The organism is Paraglaciecola sp. QJM3NY_14 (genome assembly GCF_056173245.1).
Genome location: NZ_CM149664.1, coordinates 340,060 through 358,033, shown reverse-complemented (window position 1 = coordinate 358,033; position 17,974 = coordinate 340,060). Strand labels below are relative to the sequence as shown.

The 17,974-nt window shown below is 46.1% G+C and carries 16 protein-coding genes and 1 pseudogene; 7 read left to right on the top strand and 10 right to left on the bottom strand.

Annotated features, from left to right (window positions below):
* Positions 1-146: 146 nt before the first annotated feature.
* Positions 147-554: pseudogene (locus AC0VYA_RS01545) on the top strand (NADPH-dependent FMN reductase); the annotation flags it as partial.
* A 63-nt stretch (positions 555-617) separates the two neighbouring features.
* Here AC0VYA_RS01545 and AC0VYA_RS01540 read toward each other — a convergent pair.
* Positions 618-1,850 carry an ABC transporter permease gene (locus tag AC0VYA_RS01540; RefSeq protein ID WP_475489842.1) on the bottom strand — a complete coding sequence of 411 codons (1,233 nt, stop codon included), beginning with the start codon at positions 1,848-1,850 and terminating at the stop codon, positions 618-620.
* A complete protein-coding gene (locus tag AC0VYA_RS01535; RefSeq protein ID WP_475489841.1) occupies positions 1,844-2,698 on the bottom strand; it encodes an ABC transporter ATP-binding protein in 855 nt (284 codons plus the stop codon). Before AC0VYA_RS01535 ends, AC0VYA_RS01540 begins: the two co-directional genes overlap by 7 nt.
* Positions 2,699-2,803: 105 nt before the next feature.
* On the opposite strand from AC0VYA_RS01535, the gene AC0VYA_RS01530 reads away from it, so the two are divergent.
* From AC0VYA_RS01530 to AC0VYA_RS01520, 3 genes are all read left to right on the top strand, one after another.
* Entirely contained in the window at positions 2,804-3,385 is a 582-nt protein-coding gene (locus tag AC0VYA_RS01530; protein ID WP_475489840.1) for a DUF3299 domain-containing protein, read from the top strand.
* Complete coding sequence (locus AC0VYA_RS01525; RefSeq protein WP_011573234.1) at positions 3,386-3,925, top strand: hypothetical protein; 540 nt, start codon at positions 3,386-3,388, stop codon at positions 3,923-3,925.
* A gap of 85 nt (positions 3,926-4,010) precedes the next feature.
* Positions 4,011-4,670 carry a DUF3299 domain-containing protein gene (locus AC0VYA_RS01520; RefSeq protein WP_475489839.1) on the top strand — a complete coding sequence of 220 codons (660 nt, stop codon included), beginning with the start codon at positions 4,011-4,013 and terminating at the stop codon, positions 4,668-4,670.
* A gap of 27 nt (positions 4,671-4,697) precedes the next feature.
* Here the strand turns inward: AC0VYA_RS01520 and AC0VYA_RS01515 are convergent, their stop codons facing one another.
* The 7 genes from AC0VYA_RS01515 to AC0VYA_RS01485 all read right to left on the bottom strand — a co-directional run bounded on the left by AC0VYA_RS01515 (position 4,698) and on the right by AC0VYA_RS01485 (position 10,308).
* Positions 4,698-5,693 (bottom strand): endonuclease/exonuclease/phosphatase family protein, encoded by a 996-nt coding sequence (locus tag AC0VYA_RS01515; protein WP_475489838.1) that lies wholly within the window; start codon positions 5,691-5,693, stop codon positions 4,698-4,700.
* The gene (gene folE2, locus AC0VYA_RS01510) at positions 5,677-6,597 is read right to left on the bottom strand and encodes a GTP cyclohydrolase FolE2 (RefSeq protein ID WP_475489837.1); all 921 of its coding nucleotides are present in this window, start codon (positions 6,595-6,597) and stop codon (positions 5,677-5,679) included. The genes AC0VYA_RS01515 and folE2 overlap by 17 nt, the downstream gene beginning before the upstream one ends.
* Before the next feature lie 159 nt (positions 6,598-6,756).
* Positions 6,757-7,458 carry a DUF1826 domain-containing protein gene (locus AC0VYA_RS01505; protein ID WP_475489836.1) on the bottom strand — a complete coding sequence of 234 codons (702 nt, stop codon included), beginning with the start codon at positions 7,456-7,458 and terminating at the stop codon, positions 6,757-6,759.
* A complete protein-coding gene (gene zigA / locus AC0VYA_RS01500) occupies positions 7,455-8,702 on the bottom strand; it encodes a zinc metallochaperone GTPase ZigA (protein WP_475489835.1) in 1,248 nt (415 codons plus the stop codon). Before zigA ends, AC0VYA_RS01505 begins: the two co-directional genes overlap by 4 nt.
* 4 nt (positions 8,703-8,706) lie before the next feature.
* Positions 8,707-9,117: a MerC domain-containing protein gene (locus AC0VYA_RS01495; RefSeq protein WP_475489834.1), complete on the bottom strand. Its 411-nt coding sequence runs from the start codon at positions 9,115-9,117 to the stop codon at positions 8,707-8,709.
* Positions 9,118-9,124: 7 nt separating this feature from the next.
* On the bottom strand, positions 9,125-9,604 hold the full coding sequence (locus AC0VYA_RS01490; protein WP_475489833.1) for a Fur family transcriptional regulator: 480 nt from the start codon (positions 9,602-9,604) through the stop codon (positions 9,125-9,127).
* 2 nt (positions 9,605-9,606) lie between these two features.
* Entirely contained in the window at positions 9,607-10,308 is a 702-nt protein-coding gene (locus tag AC0VYA_RS01485) for a ZrgA family zinc uptake protein (protein ID WP_475489832.1), read from the bottom strand.
* 217 nt (positions 10,309-10,525) lie between these two features.
* Between AC0VYA_RS01485 and AC0VYA_RS01480 the strand changes: the two genes are divergently transcribed.
* From AC0VYA_RS01480 to AC0VYA_RS01470, 3 genes are all read left to right on the top strand, one after another.
* Positions 10,526-12,919, top strand: coding sequence for a TonB-dependent receptor (locus AC0VYA_RS01480; RefSeq protein WP_475489831.1), 2,394 nt, complete (start codon positions 10,526-10,528; stop codon positions 12,917-12,919).
* Between the two features lie 32 nt (positions 12,920-12,951).
* Positions 12,952-14,349: a 5-methyltetrahydrofolate--homocysteine methyltransferase gene (locus AC0VYA_RS01475; protein ID WP_475489830.1), complete on the top strand. Its 1,398-nt coding sequence runs from the start codon at positions 12,952-12,954 to the stop codon at positions 14,347-14,349.
* Positions 14,350-14,773: 424 nt separating this feature from the next.
* Positions 14,774-16,747, top strand: a complete 1,974-nt coding sequence (locus tag AC0VYA_RS01470; protein WP_475489829.1) for a BCCT family transporter — start codon at positions 14,774-14,776, stop codon at positions 16,745-16,747.
* 192 nt (positions 16,748-16,939) lie between these two features.
* Here AC0VYA_RS01470 and AC0VYA_RS01465 read toward each other — a convergent pair whose 3' ends face one another.
* On the bottom strand, positions 16,940-17,965 hold the full coding sequence (locus tag AC0VYA_RS01465) for a LacI family DNA-binding transcriptional regulator (RefSeq protein ID WP_475489828.1): 1,026 nt from the start codon (positions 17,963-17,965) through the stop codon (positions 16,940-16,942).
* Between the last annotated feature and the right edge of the window lie 9 nt (positions 17,966-17,974).

The following is a 17,974-nucleotide window of genomic DNA, read 5'->3' as shown; positions in this document are numbered from 1 at the left end:
AGTCCCTTTAAAATTCGCCCAAAGGGAATTCCCCAGCGGGTTTTGTACTACGTTCTCGGTATTTGAAAGGGAACAACCATTACTGTACACCGACGCCTTGTTCAAAACCGGCTGGATGAATTCTGAGGGGGTAATTATTTAGTGGAATTGGTATAGGCCCTGAGTACAACCATTCTATGAGTCCAGCTTTGGCCAACTTGCTTAATCACTTTGGCAGTTCGTTGTTTTCTTATAAGCCTAGCGCCATCGTCACCTACTCTGCTGGGCAATGGGGCGGCATGCGCGCAGCCGTGGGCATGCGTACGTTTTTATCCGAGTTAGGCTGCCTGCCCGTTTCAGCGATGATCCACGTTCCTAAAGCCCAAGAGGTGTTTACTGAAGATGGCGCACCACAGACAGGTGAAGATCAAAGGTCATGGTTTGATTATTTCAGCCGTACATTTACGCAATTAGCTTGGTGGGCACAGGCGACTAAAACACACGGTGAAGCAGTCAACCCACATGAAATGCTTAAGACACTTAACACCACACCTGCACAAAGAAATGCGCCTTAGGCGCATTCAGTGATGATATAAGTGACACAGTCGTGTTGAGCAATGTCACATATTCTTTGAATGTTAACCAGATAGCCTCGATTGCAGCGCTTTTTTATAGGCTTCAAATGCGGGAATGGCTGAGGTGACAATGGATGCTAGCGTAATAATCATGGCAATTTGCAGGGTTTCCCACGATAGCAAGTTAGCACTTAAAAATAAGCCGTAATGGGCGGCCAGTTTATCGCTAAACAGCGCGATAGATCCGCTGACGAGCGATACCGCACTGGCAATGGCGATGACCACCAGCATCAGTGCTTCTAATAACACCAAGCCAAAAATAACGCTGGGGCCTGCGCCTAATGTGCGTAGCACGGCTATTTCCCCTTTGCGCTCATTCATGGATGCCAGCAACATGGTCGACAAACCGAACAAAGATGACAGCAACACCAGCACGCTAATGACCCTAAGTACGTTCTCAACGGTTCCCATCATTTGCCACAACTCTGCAAGTGCCACTCCAGGTAAAACCGCCATCAAGCGGTCATCTTGGTAGTTGTTCAAATCTCGCTGTAGCTTAAAGGTGGCAAACTTGGTTTTTAAGCCCAATATCACCGCAGTTACACTATCAGGCTGTATCTTTTGTGCTTCTTCGCCATCGAGAATTTTCGCTAACTGAGACGGGGGTAAATGTATGGCTTCTATGGCGGGCAAAGTTACGTGCACGGTTTTATCAACTGGCGTGCCGGTAGGTTTTAAAATGCCACTGATCACAAACGGGCTATGATCATGGTGACTAAAACTGGTATGGCCGATCCCATGGGCAACAATGATTTTATCTCCCACTTGGTAACCTAGCGTTTTGGCGACATCCGCGCCGATCACAGTGTCGAACATACCAGCAAATGGCTTACCTGCTGTGAACTCAAGCGATTTTTTATCGCCAAACTGATAATGCGTGAAATAGTCACCATTGGTGCCCAGCACCCTAAAACCGCGATGAGAATCTCCTAAAGAAATAGGAATGGCCCACGCCACCTGCTGATCGTTTTTGAGCATTTCGTAACTTTGGTAGTCTATGTTGCTGGTGGGATCCCCCATACGAAATACGGAATATAGAAGTAGGTTGAGTTGGCCGCTTGGAGCGCCAACGATAAGATCAGCCCCGGAAATAGTGCGATTAAAACTGGTTTTAGCTTGCTGGCGAATATGCTCAACGCTGATTAGCACGCTGATACTAATCAACAAAGATAGAAAGGTCAGAATGACTGATTTTTTGCGGCTACATAAGCTGCTCCAAGCGAGAGAAATCAACATGCAGCATTCCCCTTCCCCTGACACAAACTGGGCATATCAATACTGGTGCTAAAAAAACGCTTTAATGACATATCATGACTAACGAATACCAAGCTCGCGCCCGCGGTTTCACACATATTCAGTAGAATATCCATAAACGCATCTCGTGCTGAGGCATCTAGCGCCGAGGTGGGCTCGTCTACCAGTAACAACTCAGGCTGATTTATCAACGCTCTGGCAATGGCCACCCGCTGCTGTTGACCCACGCTCAGAGTATTGGCAGGTTTATGCATCACATCTGCAGGCAAATTTAACTTTGCCAACAAGGCGCTAACCGACTCTTCTATGTGTTTATCACGCTTGGCGGCAAAATAATTGGCTAGCTGAATGTTCTTTAGCACGCTTAAGTAAGGCACCAAATTGAACTGCTGAAACACCACGCCGATATGGCGTGCCCGAAAAGCGTCTCTGCGCCTTGCCGATAAACTAGAGAAAGGCTGACCTAATAGTTCGATGCTACCTTCTGTTGGGGTAAGCACCCCAGATAGCAAATTCAATAAGGTCGTTTTACCCGAGCCGGAATCACCGTGCAGGAATACGCGCTCCCCTTGAGCAAGCTGCCAATGAGGAATACTTAATACCGTTTCATTGCTCGATTTGCCGTAGCGATGCCGAACGCCTTTAAGATTAATCGCCAGAGGGGCTTTGTTTTTAATATTGTCGGCGCTTTTGCCTTTTGCTGCACTGTCGTCGCTTACTGAGCTGCGGGCGCTTTCTGCGGTCTCTATGCTTTCTACGCTGTGGCCGCTTCCTGTGCTGTGGGCACTTCCTGGGCTGTGGGCACTATCATCTGTATTCACTGCTTTCATAAGTCCGTCTTTGGCGCTCTCTTAAACTATAAACTTAACTATTGATATGTTATAACATTTACATCAAATCAAGACGATGCAATTTTGCAAGCAAAGATGTAAGAAATGAAGATACAAATTTTAAGTTCATGGGTCACGTTATTAATCTTTAACTTTGTTTTGCTTAGTACAGCAAACGCCGCACAATCCACTGGAAGCTACCAAGAAATTGAATGGATAGCCTTGATGCCTAAAGACGATCTTGAAGCATTGATGAACCCGCCTGAATACCTGTCGGGTATCGAAGATGGCTCCGAGCAAGACTCGGTAGAGGCGCTTGGTCAACAAGAAGGTGTTGACGAAAATACTAAGCGCTTCCAAAAAGCTTTGAGTTCTACCCGCGTTATTAACACCTACGAAAATAAACCGATTCGTATCCCTGGGTTTATCGTGCCTTTAGCGTCTGATGAATCCCAAAACATCACTGAGTTTTTCATTGTGCCTTATTTTGGTGCTTGCTTACATATGCCGCCACCACCGCCTAACCAAATTATTCATAGTAAAGCTGAACAAGGTATAAAACTAGGCAGCCTGTACGACCCGCTTTGGTTTGAAGGCACACTCGTCATTGATACCACAGAAAATGAACTAGGCACTTCAGCTTATCGCCTTAAACTGAATAAAGCCTATCCTTTCGAGGAGGAATAAATGCAAACTCAACATTCTTTAACCACTTCATTTATGGCGTTTATCGGGTCTGTAACAGATAGCATGCTAACAGCGCCAAGAGCATATCCTTTGCTAAGAAAACGGTCAGTTATTAGCTTATTGGTGTTGAGCAGCGTATCGATTCAAGCAAACGCTTGTCAGTTTCACGGTGGCCGCAACTTTGGAATTTTCCCTTCGTTTCACCCGCTGCAAGACATGCTTTCGCAGGAAAAAGTCAGCCTACCTATTTCTGTTAGCCACCCTAGATCAATCGATACACCTGCTAACACAGATGCAACGCTCAATATTCAATACGACATCCCTGATGGGTATCAAAATGTGGTGATTACCTTTTCAGGTAGCGAGAACGTTCGTTTTTTAGAAGGGGTGCAAATGCCAGTTCGCGGGGTCTCAGGCAGTTATCCATTAAAATATCAAGTCAGCAAGCCAGGTAACCACAAGATATCGCTACATATTAATGCGTTAGAAAAAGACGAGCCGATTAGTTTTCAGCAAAACATCCAAGTAAGCGCGATATAAAAACAAGGTCTGATGAAAGAAGTAAAGTAAGAAAGCATATGTGTTACGCCAAGGGAGCCTTTAGATTTCGGGGCAATGCCCCTCAATGAGCAGTAAAATTAAAGTGACTGCTATTTTGCTGCTCTTTTTTGGAGCGGGTATCTTGCTAACCAAACTGCCAGAACGCAATTGGTCGCTGCAGTTAAGTAAACTGTTTTCCAGCCCTGTGCTGTACGTTAGCCCTGATTCTGAATTGCGCGAACGCTTAGCTAACGGTGAAATTACCCCTTTAGGCTGGGGAGAACTGTTACCCAAGTCAGACAAAGAAGTGCTGGCAAAATACCAATCAAGTAGTGAAAAATCACTTAGCGAACAAGTAACCCTTTCTTTGCAAGCTACCACCAACCAGCGCTACCAATCAGCCTTATACTCCACAGACGTGGTCGAAGACGCCATAGGTAAAGCGGTCAGTATTTCAGGTTACATGGTACCTATCGACTTGAACGAAGACAGAAGCGTTAAACGCTTTTTTTTGGTGCCTTACTACGGCGCATGCATTCACTACCCGCCGCCCCCGCCGAATCAGATGATTTATGTGGATTTGATCGACGGCTTTTCAAAGATCATGATGAGCCAAGCCTTTACCCTCACCGGCGTATTAGAAAAAGGCTTGTTTGAAGATCATCAAGGCACATCGGCATACATTCTAAACGTGTCACAAATTGAAAAGTTTAACGAGCAACCCGACGAATATCGCACGCACTAGATGCACTTCTATTGATTACTTTATTGACTACTTTAGAAAAAGTGACACCGCACAGTGGTCGCTCAACATGGCCTCTTCATCCATGTTTTTATACCTGTGCACATGGGTGGATGCCGCTATTAATGTGCTTTGCATGCCTCCTAGCAAAATATGATCAATCGGCTCAGGGTAACGAGGATGACAACCACGTAATGTTTGTGTGGCGATATCAATACCGTATTCATCACTGGTTAGTCTGCTAGCTAAGTAGTTGTGTTCATTTGCCAATCTATGATTGAAGTCACCGAGCACCATGTAAGTCAACCCCGACGTTTGGTGAGCTGCAAGCCATTCTTCTAACAAGGGAACTTGCTGAGCGAGCGTCTGGCATGCAGCTTTATCGCTCGTTGCGTAATCATCTACGAAACAGCCGCTTTTTAAGTGTACATTTAATATATCGGTCGGGCCTAACGGTGTGTCTACTGTCACGGCTAAGCCAAAACGTAACCCTGTTTTTTGCAATCCTAGCTGGGCATTTTGCTGTACTTGAAGAATTGAAATGCCTTTTTTAATCGCAAACGCTACTTTTTGCTGAGTGGAGGTAAACCCGCTTTCTCTGCACTCGTAAGCAGGGCTGTCAGCTCTGGCCGAAAGCACCAACGTCCAATCACTTTCGGGAAAAACTAAACGCAGCGCCTCCCTTGATGCCACTTCTTGTAAGGCGATCACACTGGCATCTAACCCAGCGATATACGCTTTTATTGCCGCGATATCTTCGCTGGTTCTTGGTTTACACCCTGCGTTGCTGGGATATGCAAAATGCTCTGTATTCCACGTGACCACCTTGAAACCATCCATACCAGAGGTGTTTTCACTGCCTTGCGCTGCCCCAATGTCGACATCTTGAGCTACAACGCGTGGGCTTACCGGCGCTATAGGTACCTGTTTAGCGAGACGGGGGGAAACAATCTGACTTTGCATGGCACAGCCACTGCTCATCGCAATTACAGTGCCCAAACAAACTGCTTTACATAGTGTCTTCATCGGCGTTGTCCTTGAAATCAATGGCCACTGCATTGTGTGCGTGTAAGCTTTCTTGGTGCTCCACTTTGAACCAATAATCGAGTACATTTTCCTTGCGCTCAAGGGCGCGTTTCAATCGTCTTGCGGCGTCTTCGCAAAACATCAAATTCTCGGCATTTAATTTGGCAAATGCTTGCTCGTCTTGGCGTTTTACAGCGGTTTGCACTGGCGTGCCAATTGTTGTTTCAAGCAGGGTGATGAGTTCAGGCAAGTTAGGCAGCGCATCCCCACCTAGCGTGAGTTTGATGTAGGCATAAGAACGTTGACTGTGTGGAGTAGCAACGGCGCCTGTTTTAGACGTTATCCACTGGGTTAGCTCGCTTTTAGATATCATCTCATCGTCAAATCGCTGGGAGATAGCATCACTTAGCGCTTGTTGAGCCAAGGCAGATGAGCACGGGCACGTACTTGAATAAGCAATGGTTAACGATAAGACCGTACGCGCTACCCCTTGAACCAACTGAGTCGATATGCCAATAGGATAACTCTGATAACCAAACTCATTGCTTAGCAACGCCTTTTTACGAAGCGTTAGCGCAAAATCTAAGTTTACCTTAGCCCCTTGGCTGAGCCCCTGTTGCGATAAAATTAGCTCATTCAACAAGGCTGTAAGGGTAGTGCTGCTTAGTAACTCTGTGCTCAAAATGTCATTCAATTTTAAGAACAAACGCGACATATGAATGCCTTTCGCCTCGCTTTTATCCAAACTGACATACACATCGGTTTTCGCGTTCACATATGCTGGCACCTCACCTGACAGTGGTACTTGAATAGGCACGGTTATGCCTTCCATGCCAACCCATTTAAGCGGTGCGGCTGATGCCACGTTTTCGCTGGATGTAATATCCGGTAATGTCATACCCATATACTGCGCAGTTCCCTTACTCGTTGACTAGTACATTGACTAGCCCGATTAAAAATGAATGAAAAAATGAACGATAAATGGTTGCCTGTTATCGTCCGAACAATTGACCTTCTACTAGCGATAATGCAATAAACCCCGCATTGAGAAAGTGCCTTAGGCTTATGAAATAAAGTCCAAGGTCAATAATAGGCGCTTCTCATTCGCTCCATTAGGTGGTGAGCGATGCACTAGGCCTGCGCCTTCATTTCCTTCCCAGCCTTCCCCCTTGAGCAGTGCGACGTCGCCTACTGCCAGCGCTTGAATCGCGTCTGGCTCAGCATACAAATCTGATTGATCATCTGGCATGCCGTTATTACCCGTGCCTAATTTAGTGCGATCAACCTTATCGTGGGGGAGCCATTGCGTGCCTGTGCCACTAAAAGTGGTGACTAACCGATACGGCACCCAGTCCACATGGAAACGAGGACACATGGCTTGTTCCAACACTTTTAGACGCAACCCAACCCGCTTTAAATCAAACAAACAGCAGAACATATCCACCAATGACGCGATGTTGTCAGTAAACTCATCGTTGAAGCCACGTGGAGTTAATAACTCGTTGATATCTTCGATAATAGTGTTAGCGCGAATGCTCTTCTCGAGATTCAGGCGCGGATTTTCCTCTATGCATTGTGCTACATGAGCGAGCAATTCTTCGCTAAGTGAACGCTGCCACACAACCAAATTGTGCGTGTCTTGGTAAATATCGGTCAGAACAGTGAACTCGTCACTGTGCGAGTGAGTCATTTCAGACATTAAGGCGTTAGTGCGTTGCCCAGCAGTGATGTGTTCTTGGTCGTGCAGTGGAGTAGCGATGCTCATGCTTCGTTCTCCCACGCTGGAAAAGGATCAGCCAGCGTTTTCCAATGCGCCTTTCCTTGCAGCAGGGCGTCATCTGTTAACAAGCATTCGTCTAGCGCGTTAGTGATCGCCGCTTCGTCCAGGTTCTGACCAATGAACACGAGCTCTTGACGCATGTCACCAAAGGGCTCTTCCCATAACGCGTCGATCGACTCAAGGTATTCTTCGTCGGTGGGCCATTGCGCCTTAGGTACGGCTTTCCAAAATAAGCCTCCAAAACCATAGCGGGCAATGCCACCAGCTTGATTCCATTGTCCTGCAAATTCAGGGCGGGAGGCTAACCAAAAATAGCCTTTAGAGCGCAACAACTTGCCGTAACCTTTGGTGTTGTGCAAAAAGTCATAGAACTTCTGGGGATAAAATGGCCGCCTAGCCGTGTAACTAAAGCTTTGAATGCCGTATTCTTCTGTTTCTGGATTATGCTCACCGCGCATTTCTTGCAACCAACCTGGTGCTTGTTGCGCCAGCTCAAAATCGAATAGTTCAGTTCCGATGATATCCGCGATGTTCACCAGGCCGTTTGCAATGGGGATGATTCGCGCTCGGGTATTTAGGTTTTTCAAGATGGCGTTTAGGCGCTCAACTTCTGTGCTATCAATTAAGTCAGTTTTTGACACCAGTAACACATCAGCGAACTCAACTTGCTCAATAAGTAGGTCGGCGACACTGCGTTCGTCCTCTTCCCCTAAGCTTTCGTCGGTTTGTGATAAATACTCTGCCTCGTCATAATCTTTGAGAAAATTAACGCCATCGACCACGGTTACCATGGTGTCCAGAGTGGCAACATCTGACAGCGATACACCATCTTCATCGGCAAAGGTAAAAGTTTCGGCTACCGGTAGTGGCTCTGAAATACCGGTGGATTCAATCACTAGATAATCAAATTTCCCTGAGTTGGCCAGTTTGCCCACCTCAATCAGCAAGTCTTCTCTGAGGGTGCAACAAATACAGCCGTTGCTCATTTCTACCAGTTTTTCATCGTTTCGATTAAGTGAGATCTCATTTTTTAACAATGAGCCATCAATATTAATTTCACTCATATCGTTGATAATAACCGCCACTTTTTTGCCTTGTCGATTATTCAGTACATGGCTGAGCACCGTGGTTTTACCTGCCCCTAAAAAGCCTGAAAGTACTGTAACCGGCAGTTTTCGATGAGCGTTACCTGAGCTGTTTTGCACTGGCTCTTGCATTGAATCTTGCATTGATTTAGTCCTGTTTAAGAATGTCTACTTGGTTGCATTGGCGACGTAAGTGATAATTAAGCAAGTGCCCATAAGCGATTATGCTGGTACCAATCACGGTTAAAATCACTTCGCCGTACTTGCCCAGGGTGGCGTGCCCCAATAAAGTCGCAGCGATTAAAAGCGCCAACCCTGTTAAGCAAATCGCTAACACTTTGTTGCTTCGGTGATGAAAATAGCCAATAAAAAGCGCCACCGAGCTGATGGGTACAACCGCGTACATCATCCAGCGGTGAAATAACTCGTCATTAAAAGCCAGCACACCAGAGAGCGGTGGCAGTAGTATTAAAACAAAGGGTAAGAAAAGGCAGTGAACCATACACAGTAGCGACAGCCCCACTGCCGCTTTATCGCTCACGTGTTGTAACTTAGTCATAAAGGTCTCACGATAGGTTTTGATTGCTCGCCGATTTGCATTTTGCACACACGCTATAAAGTTCCACTTGTGATCCGACGGATGAAAAACCAACACTTTTTGCCTGCTGTGTAAGGGTACTTATCACCTCATCTGGTAGCTCGACTTCTTCGATGTGCTGGCATGATTTGCAAATCATGTAGAGAGGTGGATGATGATGACAGGCTCCCAATGAATGATTGCAAACAACGTACTTGTTGATAGATTGCAGTCGGTGCACTAAGTGTACCGACTCTAAAAAGTCCAATATGCGATAAACAGACATCGTCATAATTTTAGGCTTAATGATTTGGTTGTATTGCTCAGTTATTTCATAGGCCGACAATGGCTTATTAACCTCAATTAGCACTTCAAGCATGTGTTGGCGGGTGTCAGTCAAACGACTGCCCGCTTTCTCACATACCCCTTTAGCAATTTCGAAATAATCTTCTGTCGCTACAGCACCCATACTCACCACTCCAAATTAGGGTTTTCTGGATTTAAGACGGCAGTTCCTTGCCCAGCGTCCGTTATCCACTGGGCTTGAATACGACCTAGGGACGGCAACCACTGAAACAGGGGTACGGATAATTTTTTATGACTTGTGTCGCAAGCAAAGTGGTATTCAACCTCTACATCTTGGTGCTCTGCGTGTTTCAGCCGTTCTGAGGGCGTTTTACCCGCTGATGGCTCTCTACCCGCTGAAGGCTTTTTACCCGCTGATGGCTCTTCATCGTGATTGTCAGCATGGTGGTTTTCACTGGAGCTATGTTCCTCGTGAGCAGCTAGCACATGGTGGGCATGGTGGTCGTTATAACGCTCATCTTCATGCGAATCATTGTTGCCACCACTTTCGTGCTCGTGATCGTCGGATAAAGAATGCTCGCTCAAAGAGTGCGTTACCTCACTTAATGTGCAGTGTTCACCTAAATCGACTACAGCGTCATTTTTATCTAGCCGTTGAATGAGTGAATGTAAGGTCTTTTCTTGCTGTGCATTCTCAGGAGCATGTTCGAAGCCAAGTACATCGGCAGCAGGCAAAATAAATTGCACGTGCCAGTCGCTGTTTTCTTGTGAAACAAACAACTGTCCCTGACCATGCTGATGCACTTGGGCTGTCGTTGAAAAACAACAGTTCATTAGGGCTGTGAGCATTGTTATGCGTTTGATCATGGCTTGTATCTCCTTCCTTATAAATGCAAAACCCTGTACTGCTGGCTCTACTTCGTGACGCGTCTATCGACTTAATTTAAAGATTAATTCGGCGCTGGCTTGCCCTAAAGGCATTCGATGAATTCACTTATTATTTGGTTTTGCGCCCTTTCAATTGGTTACAATATAACATAACATTTAATAAATGATACAATATAACATCACACAGGAACACAAAATGAATAGGATATCTCCTCTAGCAGCCCTAATAAGCGTGCTATTGCCAGCCAGTGTTTTAGCGCAAACCATTGAAGGCACCGTAGTTAATAATGATGGCCGAGCGGTTGCTGGAGCAACGGTAGAAGTAGAAGGTGTCGGCATTGAAACACTCACCGACCAAGAAGGCCGTTTTACGTTCACAGAGTTAACGCAAGGTAAGAACGAGCTACATATTTCTTCACCGGGCTTTGCCCATCTACATCAAGATATTTCGGTGCCAGAACAAGGCACGAGGCAAATAGAATTTATTCTGCAGCGCTCGCCTATCGAAGTAATTGACGTATACGCCACACCCATTCATATGTCGGTGATGGAATCAGCGTCTCCTGTGAGTGTGTTATCAGGCGAAACCTTGCGCCGTCAACAAGCCTCGACATTGGGTGACAGTTTAGAAAAGCTTCCTGGGGTGCAATCAAACTTTCATGGAGGTGTCGCAAGTACCCCTATCATCCGTGGCCTAAGCGGCCCCCGGGTGCTGATCTCACAAAACGGTTTAGACGTCAGTGATGTATCAAGAGTTGGGCCGGACCACTCGGTAGCAAGTGAAGCGTCGACATCTCAACAAATTGAAGTGCTGCGCGGCCCTGCCACATTATTTTACGGTAGTGGTGCTGTTGGCGGCGTAGTTAACGTAGTCGACGGTCGTGTACCTAGTGACAACACCACTCGCGGCGAATGGTTACTCGAAACCAGCTCGGTTGATGATAAAAAGCTTGGCTCATTTAACGTGACCACTGGCTATGAGTCATTTGGGTTTTACGCCGATGGCTATTGGCGAGAATCAAATGATTATGACGTTCCGGTGGCACCAGATGCTGACTCAGACGAGCCCCAAGAGCACGTGGTTAAGAACAGTTCAGAAAAATCTGATGGCATCACCTTAGGTGCTAGCTACCTAATGGACCAAGGATACATAGGTGTGGCCGTTGAGCAATTTAACCGCGAGTATGGCATACCCGGGCATTCGCACGGAGGCGAAGACGAAAGCGTTTACGCTGATTTAGAACAAACCCGCGTACAGCTTTTAGGTGAGTTAAACCTTGATAACGAATGGCTCAGCAAGATTAACTTACGCGGCGGCTTTACCGACTATGAACACGCGGAAATAGAAGAAGGCGCTGTTGGCACTTTATTCGAAAACGAAACACATGAGCTAAAGCTCGACTTTATTCATACCCCATTTGCTGATTGGAACGGTGGGCTGAGTATTCATTACAAAAACAGTGATGTTGCTGCTCAAGGCGAAGAAGCATTTACGCCGCCCTCAGAAGCGCAAACCATTGCTTTAGCCATCATGGAAGAAAAACACTTTGGTGACGTGCTATTGCAATTTGGTGCCCGCATTGAGCGTGTCACTATTGATGCAAATAACGTGTTGTTGCCAACGCTTGAAGCGCACGCCCACGACGACGAAGCTGAAGAAGATGAGCACGATCATGACCACGAGCATGAAGAAGAAGCCTCTGTCACACGCGTTTTCGAGCTAGATCACGAATTTACGCCAGTGAGCTTATCCGCGGGCTTAGTATGGGACTTTACACCGAGTTACAACCTAGGATTGTCAATTTCACGCTCTGAACGTGCCCCTTCTGCAGCTGAACTGTTGTCCTTCGGCGCGCATATTGGTACGGGTACCTATGAAGTGGGCGCACTTTTCGCCTTAAATGACGAAGGTTCAAGTATCGGTCTCACCTCAAAAGATATCGATCTTGAAACCGCCAACAATATTGATCTCACATTACGTAAAATCCAAGGAGACATTGGGTTCGTATTCAACGCGTTCTACAACCAAGTGGACAATTATTACTACCAAACAGCCACGGGTTTGTTTGCCGAAAGCGGCCACGATCATGAACACGAGCATGAAGAAAGCGGTGTCGAAGAAGACGAACATGCAGACGAATTACCGGTTTATATTTTTCAAACTGATGACGTCATTTTACATGGGTTTGAGGCACAAATAGCCTGGCAAGCAACCGATGAATTCAAAGCAACCTTGTTCTCAGATTACGTGCGCGCACGTTTAAAAGAGGGTGGAGACTTACCCCGTACGCCACCACTGCGCTTTGGTACACAATTTAGTTATCAAACTGCACATTTGAGTGCGCATTTAGATATCACCCGTTATCAAGAACAAGACCGCGTTTCATCTGACGAAACCAGCACCAGTGGCTACACCTTGATCGATGCGAGTGTGTCTTATGACCTACCTGTTTCTAGTCACGATATTGCCGTTTTTCTTAAAGGCAATAACCTGACTGACACTGAGGCCAGAGTTCACACCTCATTCTTAAAAGACATTGCACCACGGCCGGGACGCAGCATTTCTGTTGGCGTCAGAGGCAACTTCTAGCTCAAACTCAATTACATAACAAGGAATATACAATGACTATCACACATAAATTTAATCTTCTCGCCGTGGCAATTGGCGCAATACTTCTCACAGGTTGTGGTGACGCCGAAACCACCCTCATCGAAAAGGATCCAATAGAAGTACCTGATGATGACCATGACGATGATCATGACCACGACGACGATGATGAGTTTCTAATTGATTCAATGGGGCGTATTGCTGTGCTTTCTGGCGAAAGTAACGTAGCCAGTATTTTTGATTTAGACGACAGTGAACTATTAGACACCTTCAGCCTAATTCACACCTCAAACACCCTAACTTCATCTGCAGACTATCGTTTCGCTGTTATCGCTAGCCGAAGCGAAGACTATGTTGGCTTTATCGACGGTGGTATGTGGCAAGAAGATCACACCGCGCATTTGCACGATTATGAGCAAAGCCCTGCCATGAGCGACTTTGAGGTCGCCGGAAGCCGTCCTACGCATATTTTAAGTCATGATGGTCGATTGGCGGTGTTTTTTGACGGTGACGCGGATGCAGGAACACCAGCATCAGTGAAAGTTGCCACAGATACGCAAATAAGCAGTGAAACAGATCCACTGCCAACGCTAGATTACACCTTGAATATGCATGGCGTAGCCGAAGCTCGAGGGGAGTACCTGCTTGCCACCATTCGCCGTGATGACGCTGAAAGCACCTCTGCTGCGAAAATTCTACCGGACCAAGTAGGCGTCTATCACTTGCATGACGACGAGTATGAGCAAGAACAGGTACTTGACGTATTGTGCCCTGACTTACACGGGGCTGCACAAAACGAAGATTACGTTGCATTTGGTTGTACTGATGGAGTACTTGTTGCCCATGAGCATGACGGCGAATACGAAGCAGAAAAAATCGCCAATATCGATATACTAGATGGCCTACGCATTGGTACGTTATACGGCCATGAAGAAAGCGAATCACTGATTGGTGTCGCATCTGGTCACGGCGGCGGTGAAGCTACGCTAATCGCTGTAAACCCATCACAAGGCACCATGGAAGAGCTCGAGTGGCAGCCTGAAAGCCCAGCGGATCCTGTATCCTATGCATTCTCTCATGAAGGCGATGCCTTTTTAGTCCTCGACAGCGAAGGCTATTTGAATGTGCTAGAAGCCCATGAAGAAGACGGGGGGCAGCACTGGGAACTACACGCGCGTTTAGATATCACTGAAGAGGATGTATCCACCATGCCAGAAGGCATGTCGTTTAGCATGACAGTAGCGCAAAATGGTCATTACGTGTATATCGCAGATCCTATTGCACAGCATATCCTACAAATTGACCTTGAAACGTTAACCATCACAGGTGACATCGAACTCGATTTTGCCCCTGACAGCATCACTTGGTTAGGAATAGCAGAAGCCGACCACGATGAGCATGACCACGATTAATAAGTAACGAGGAAAATCACAGCGCAGCTAAACGTTAGCTGCGCTACTGGTGTACATTGCAAGCCACTCCTTTGATGCTTGCACGCACCGCTAATTGGACGCACCTTTAATTAAACGCAAAAGCAAGATAACCCAACGTCATTCATTTTGAACCTAGAACCCTACATCTGCTGTCTATGCACCATGGCGCTGCTAGCTTGTGCGCTATACGCAATATGCAAATCAATCGCTTAGCACTTAAGCGGTCAATCGCAGTTATCTTTTTTATTTTACGATTGAACCAAACTGACAATTTTCAGTGATTTTCTTTCATATTTTTGACTTTTAAGATCTCACTTGTGCATGTGGTACTATAAAAACACAAGCTGGAACAAGCTGTTGCGCCTCAGCGTATTTAAAGCAGCGACAGAAAAAGGTAAACAGATTGAATCCTATCGCTTCTTCTAAACATCTGAATAAAATTGTTTTTCTTGGGGCATCAAGCGTGATTGTCGCTTTACTCCTTTTTGCGTTGATCTCCCCTGAATTTGCAGACCAAACCTTTTCACAGGTGCAATCTACTATCGTTGATAACGGCAGTTGGTTTTATGTATTGACCGTGGCGAGCATTTTGATGTTTGTGTTGTACTTGGCAGTATCACGCCATAGCCAGGTCAAACTTGGGCCAGACCATTCAGAGCCTGACTATTCCTTTATTTCTTGGCTTTCCATGTTGTTTGCTGCGGGTATGGGCATAGGGTTGATGTTTTTCGGCGTGGCTGAGCCATTGATGCACTTTTTAGCCCCACCCACGGCACCCCCCAGCACCATTGAGGCTGCGCGTGAAGCGATGAAAATGACGTTCTTCCATTGGGGACTGCATGCTTGGGCCATATACGCTGTAGTCGCGCTCATTCTAGCCTATTTCAGTTACCGCCACGATTTACCTCTGACCTTACGTTCAGCCCTGTACCCTATTATTGGTGAGAAAATTTATGGCTGGCGGGGGAATGTAGTCGATATTTTTGCCGTCATCAGTACTATTTTTGGTGTCGCCACGTCTTTGGGCTTAGGGGTCACGCAAATTAGCTCAGGTCTTAATTACTTGTTTGGCTTTCCGGTGTCAGAAGGCTATCAACTACTATTAATTGCTGCCATTACGGGTTTGGCGATTGTGTCTGTTGTCAGTGGTTTAGATAAGGGAATACGTATGTTATCTGAACTCAATATGCTTCTGGCTGTGGGCTTATTGTTGTTTATTTTATTGGTCGGCCCGACGGTGTTTTTGCTACAAGCGATGCTGCAAAATACTGGCGCATACCTGTCTGATTTAGTGCGTAATACCTTTAACTTATTTGCTTATGATAAGAAAGATTGGTTAGGCGGTTGGACCATATTTTACTGGGGTTGGTGGTTAGCATGGGCACCGTTTGTAGGGGTGTTTATCGCGCGAATTTCCAAGGGCCGTACTATCCGCGAATTCCTGATTGGCGTGCTGTTGATCCCCTCAATGTTTACGCTCGCTTGGATGACCATTTTCGGTAACAGCGCGATTGAGTTAGTACTGAATCAGGGCAGCACAGAGCTGGCCAAATTAGCCACAGATAACACGCCGGTGGCGCTGTTCTTATTCCTTGAGCACTTTCCTTGGTCTAACGTGATATCCGGCGTAGCAGTGCTGATGATTGTGGTGTTCTTCGTGACCTCTTGCGATTCAGGCGCAATGGTGGTCGATATGCTGTGCTCGAACGGCCAAAATGACACCCCAGTGTGGCAACGTATTTACTGGGCGGGAGGCGTTGGTTTAGTGGCGGCTATTTTGTCAATGGCTGGCGGCTTGAGTGCCTTGCAAACCATGACCATTGCTAGCGCTTTGCCATTTGCGGTGATATTAATCATTGCTATGTATGGCTTAATCAAAGCCTTGCGGGTAGAGGAGTTTAAGCGCGCAAGTATGACCTTGCATGCCCCTTCTGGACAAATTAATGCGGGCAACGACAGCTGGAAAGAGCGTTTGCAAACCATCGTCGACTTCCCAAATAAAACAACTGTAGAGCGATTTGTTGAGCAAACGGTTAAACAGGCATTTGATTCTGTGGCCCAAGAGTTAACCCTTAAACATATCGAAGCAGAGATCAGCCAATCAACAGAATCCGTGACATTAACCGTTAAACATGGCGAAGATGCCGAGTTTATTTATGCGGTATACCCAACTATTCACCACATGCCTGAGTACAGCCAATCAAGTGATTCGCAAGCAGAGGACTCAGCTGACGAGAATACTTATTATCGGGCCGACGTACATTTAAGTGAAGGTGGGCAAAACTACGACATCATGGGCTGGTCTAAAGTCGCGGTTATCAACGATATTATCGACCAGTATCATCGCCATCTGCACTTTTTGCATTTAGCGGGATAGGCCGCATAGGCTCAAGGGCTTATCTAAGCCTTTAGGGCGCAAAAACAGTATTGTCAGATTGCAAAAAACCGACTTCTTAGTCGGTTTTTTTATACCTTCACCAAATTCATCAAATTCAACTCCAACAAATAAATACTCAGTGGTTAACTATTTTCTGAAATGAGTCTAAACCGTTTTAGTCAAGTCATGAAATTAGCTGTATTTTTTTGCCTTTGGCGCAGTGCAGGATTGCCTTTCGGTGATAGAGCAAGAGATCATGATTTTCTGTGAATGCCTGTTTTTGTCATTTACCTTCTCTAGTAATAGCTTGGCGGCTTCTTTGCCTATGATGTAGGGCTCCTGTTTGATAACGGTCACAGGGACTTTGAAAAACTCTGCCATGGGGATATCGTCGAACCCTATTAGGGATACATCATCGGGTATAGTGATGTTTTCTTGATTTAAGTGCGTTAACAGCTCGGTGGTAATGGCCAAGTGTTGGGTAAAAAAAGCAGTGGGCGCGGCGGCTGACTCAAGCACACTCTTTGGTGAGTGCTCAAAGCCTGTTTCTCGTTGCCAGTACTGGATTAACGCAGGATCTTGAACAATGTCGTATTTTTTAAGGGCTGCGACATAGCCTGAATAGCGCTCGTTTCTGGATTTCACATTCTTAAAATCTTGAGTCATAAAGCAAATGCGCTTATGACCCAGTTTGACTAAGTATTCGGTGGCATCAAAAGCGGCTTGACGATAATCAGACAGGATCAGATTTTTCTCACTGCCGTCATGCTCCAATTGAAAATGCACTATGGGCATGCCCTTGTCTATATACTCAGATATTAACGTATTATTCTGCCCTGACGAGGCAATAATGATCCCATCGACGCGCATCTGGTATAACGCTTCAAGCGATTTTGCTTCGGTTTCAGGGTCAAAATCTGTGTTGTAAATTAACGCGTTGTAATCACACCCTTTACAAAAGTCATCTACTCCTCGGATCGTTCTGCTGGTATCAAAACCGGTAATATCACGCACGATCACCCCAATAGTCTTGGTCTTATCAGCTTTTAAGTTTCTCGCGATCGGATTCGGTACATAGTCCAATTCTTTGATTGCGGCGCGAATGCGTATTTGAGTTTCCTTCGACATATAGTCAAATCGGCCATTAAGGTATTGAGATACGGTACTTTTTGAGACGGAAGCAAGCTGAGCAACGTCGATAAGTTTTACTTTTGCCATTGTTTGATT

What these genes read in the sequence shown, in the direction of transcription:
- AC0VYA_RS01530 (WP_475489840.1), top strand. Translation starts at nt 2,804, where the DNA reads ATGAAGATACAAATTTTAAGTTCATGGGTCACGTTATTAATCTTTAAC.
- AC0VYA_RS01540 (WP_475489842.1), bottom strand. Translation starts at nt 1,850, where the DNA reads ATGTTGATTTCTCTCGCTTGGAGCAGCTTATGTAGCCGCAAAAAATCA.
- AC0VYA_RS01520 (WP_475489839.1), top strand. Translation starts at nt 4,011, where the DNA reads ATGAGCAGTAAAATTAAAGTGACTGCTATTTTGCTGCTCTTTTTTGGA.
- AC0VYA_RS01485 (WP_475489832.1), bottom strand. Translation starts at nt 10,308, where the DNA reads ATGATCAAACGCATAACAATGCTCACAGCCCTAATGAACTGTTGTTTT.
- AC0VYA_RS01525 (WP_011573234.1), top strand. Translation starts at nt 3,386, where the DNA reads ATGCAAACTCAACATTCTTTAACCACTTCATTTATGGCGTTTATCGGG.
- AC0VYA_RS01495 (WP_475489834.1), bottom strand. Translation starts at nt 9,117, where the DNA reads ATGACTAAGTTACAACACGTGAGCGATAAAGCGGCAGTGGGGCTGTCG.
- AC0VYA_RS01465 (WP_475489828.1), bottom strand. Translation starts at nt 17,965, where the DNA reads ATGGCAAAAGTAAAACTTATCGACGTTGCTCAGCTTGCTTCCGTCTCA.
- zigA (WP_475489835.1), bottom strand. Translation starts at nt 8,702, where the DNA reads ATGCAAGATTCAATGCAAGAGCCAGTGCAAAACAGCTCAGGTAACGCT.
- AC0VYA_RS01480 (WP_475489831.1), top strand. Translation starts at nt 10,526, where the DNA reads ATGAATAGGATATCTCCTCTAGCAGCCCTAATAAGCGTGCTATTGCCA.
- AC0VYA_RS01475 (WP_475489830.1), top strand. Translation starts at nt 12,952, where the DNA reads ATGACTATCACACATAAATTTAATCTTCTCGCCGTGGCAATTGGCGCA.
- folE2 (WP_475489837.1), bottom strand. Translation starts at nt 6,597, where the DNA reads ATGGGTATGACATTACCGGATATTACATCCAGCGAAAACGTGGCATCA.
- AC0VYA_RS01505 (WP_475489836.1), bottom strand. Translation starts at nt 7,458, where the DNA reads ATGAGCATCGCTACTCCACTGCACGACCAAGAACACATCACTGCTGGG.
- AC0VYA_RS01515 (WP_475489838.1), bottom strand. Translation starts at nt 5,693, where the DNA reads ATGAAGACACTATGTAAAGCAGTTTGTTTGGGCACTGTAATTGCGATG.
- AC0VYA_RS01490 (WP_475489833.1), bottom strand. Translation starts at nt 9,604, where the DNA reads ATGGGTGCTGTAGCGACAGAAGATTATTTCGAAATTGCTAAAGGGGTA.
- AC0VYA_RS01535 (WP_475489841.1), bottom strand. Translation starts at nt 2,698, where the DNA reads ATGAAAGCAGTGAATACAGATGATAGTGCCCACAGCCCAGGAAGTGCC.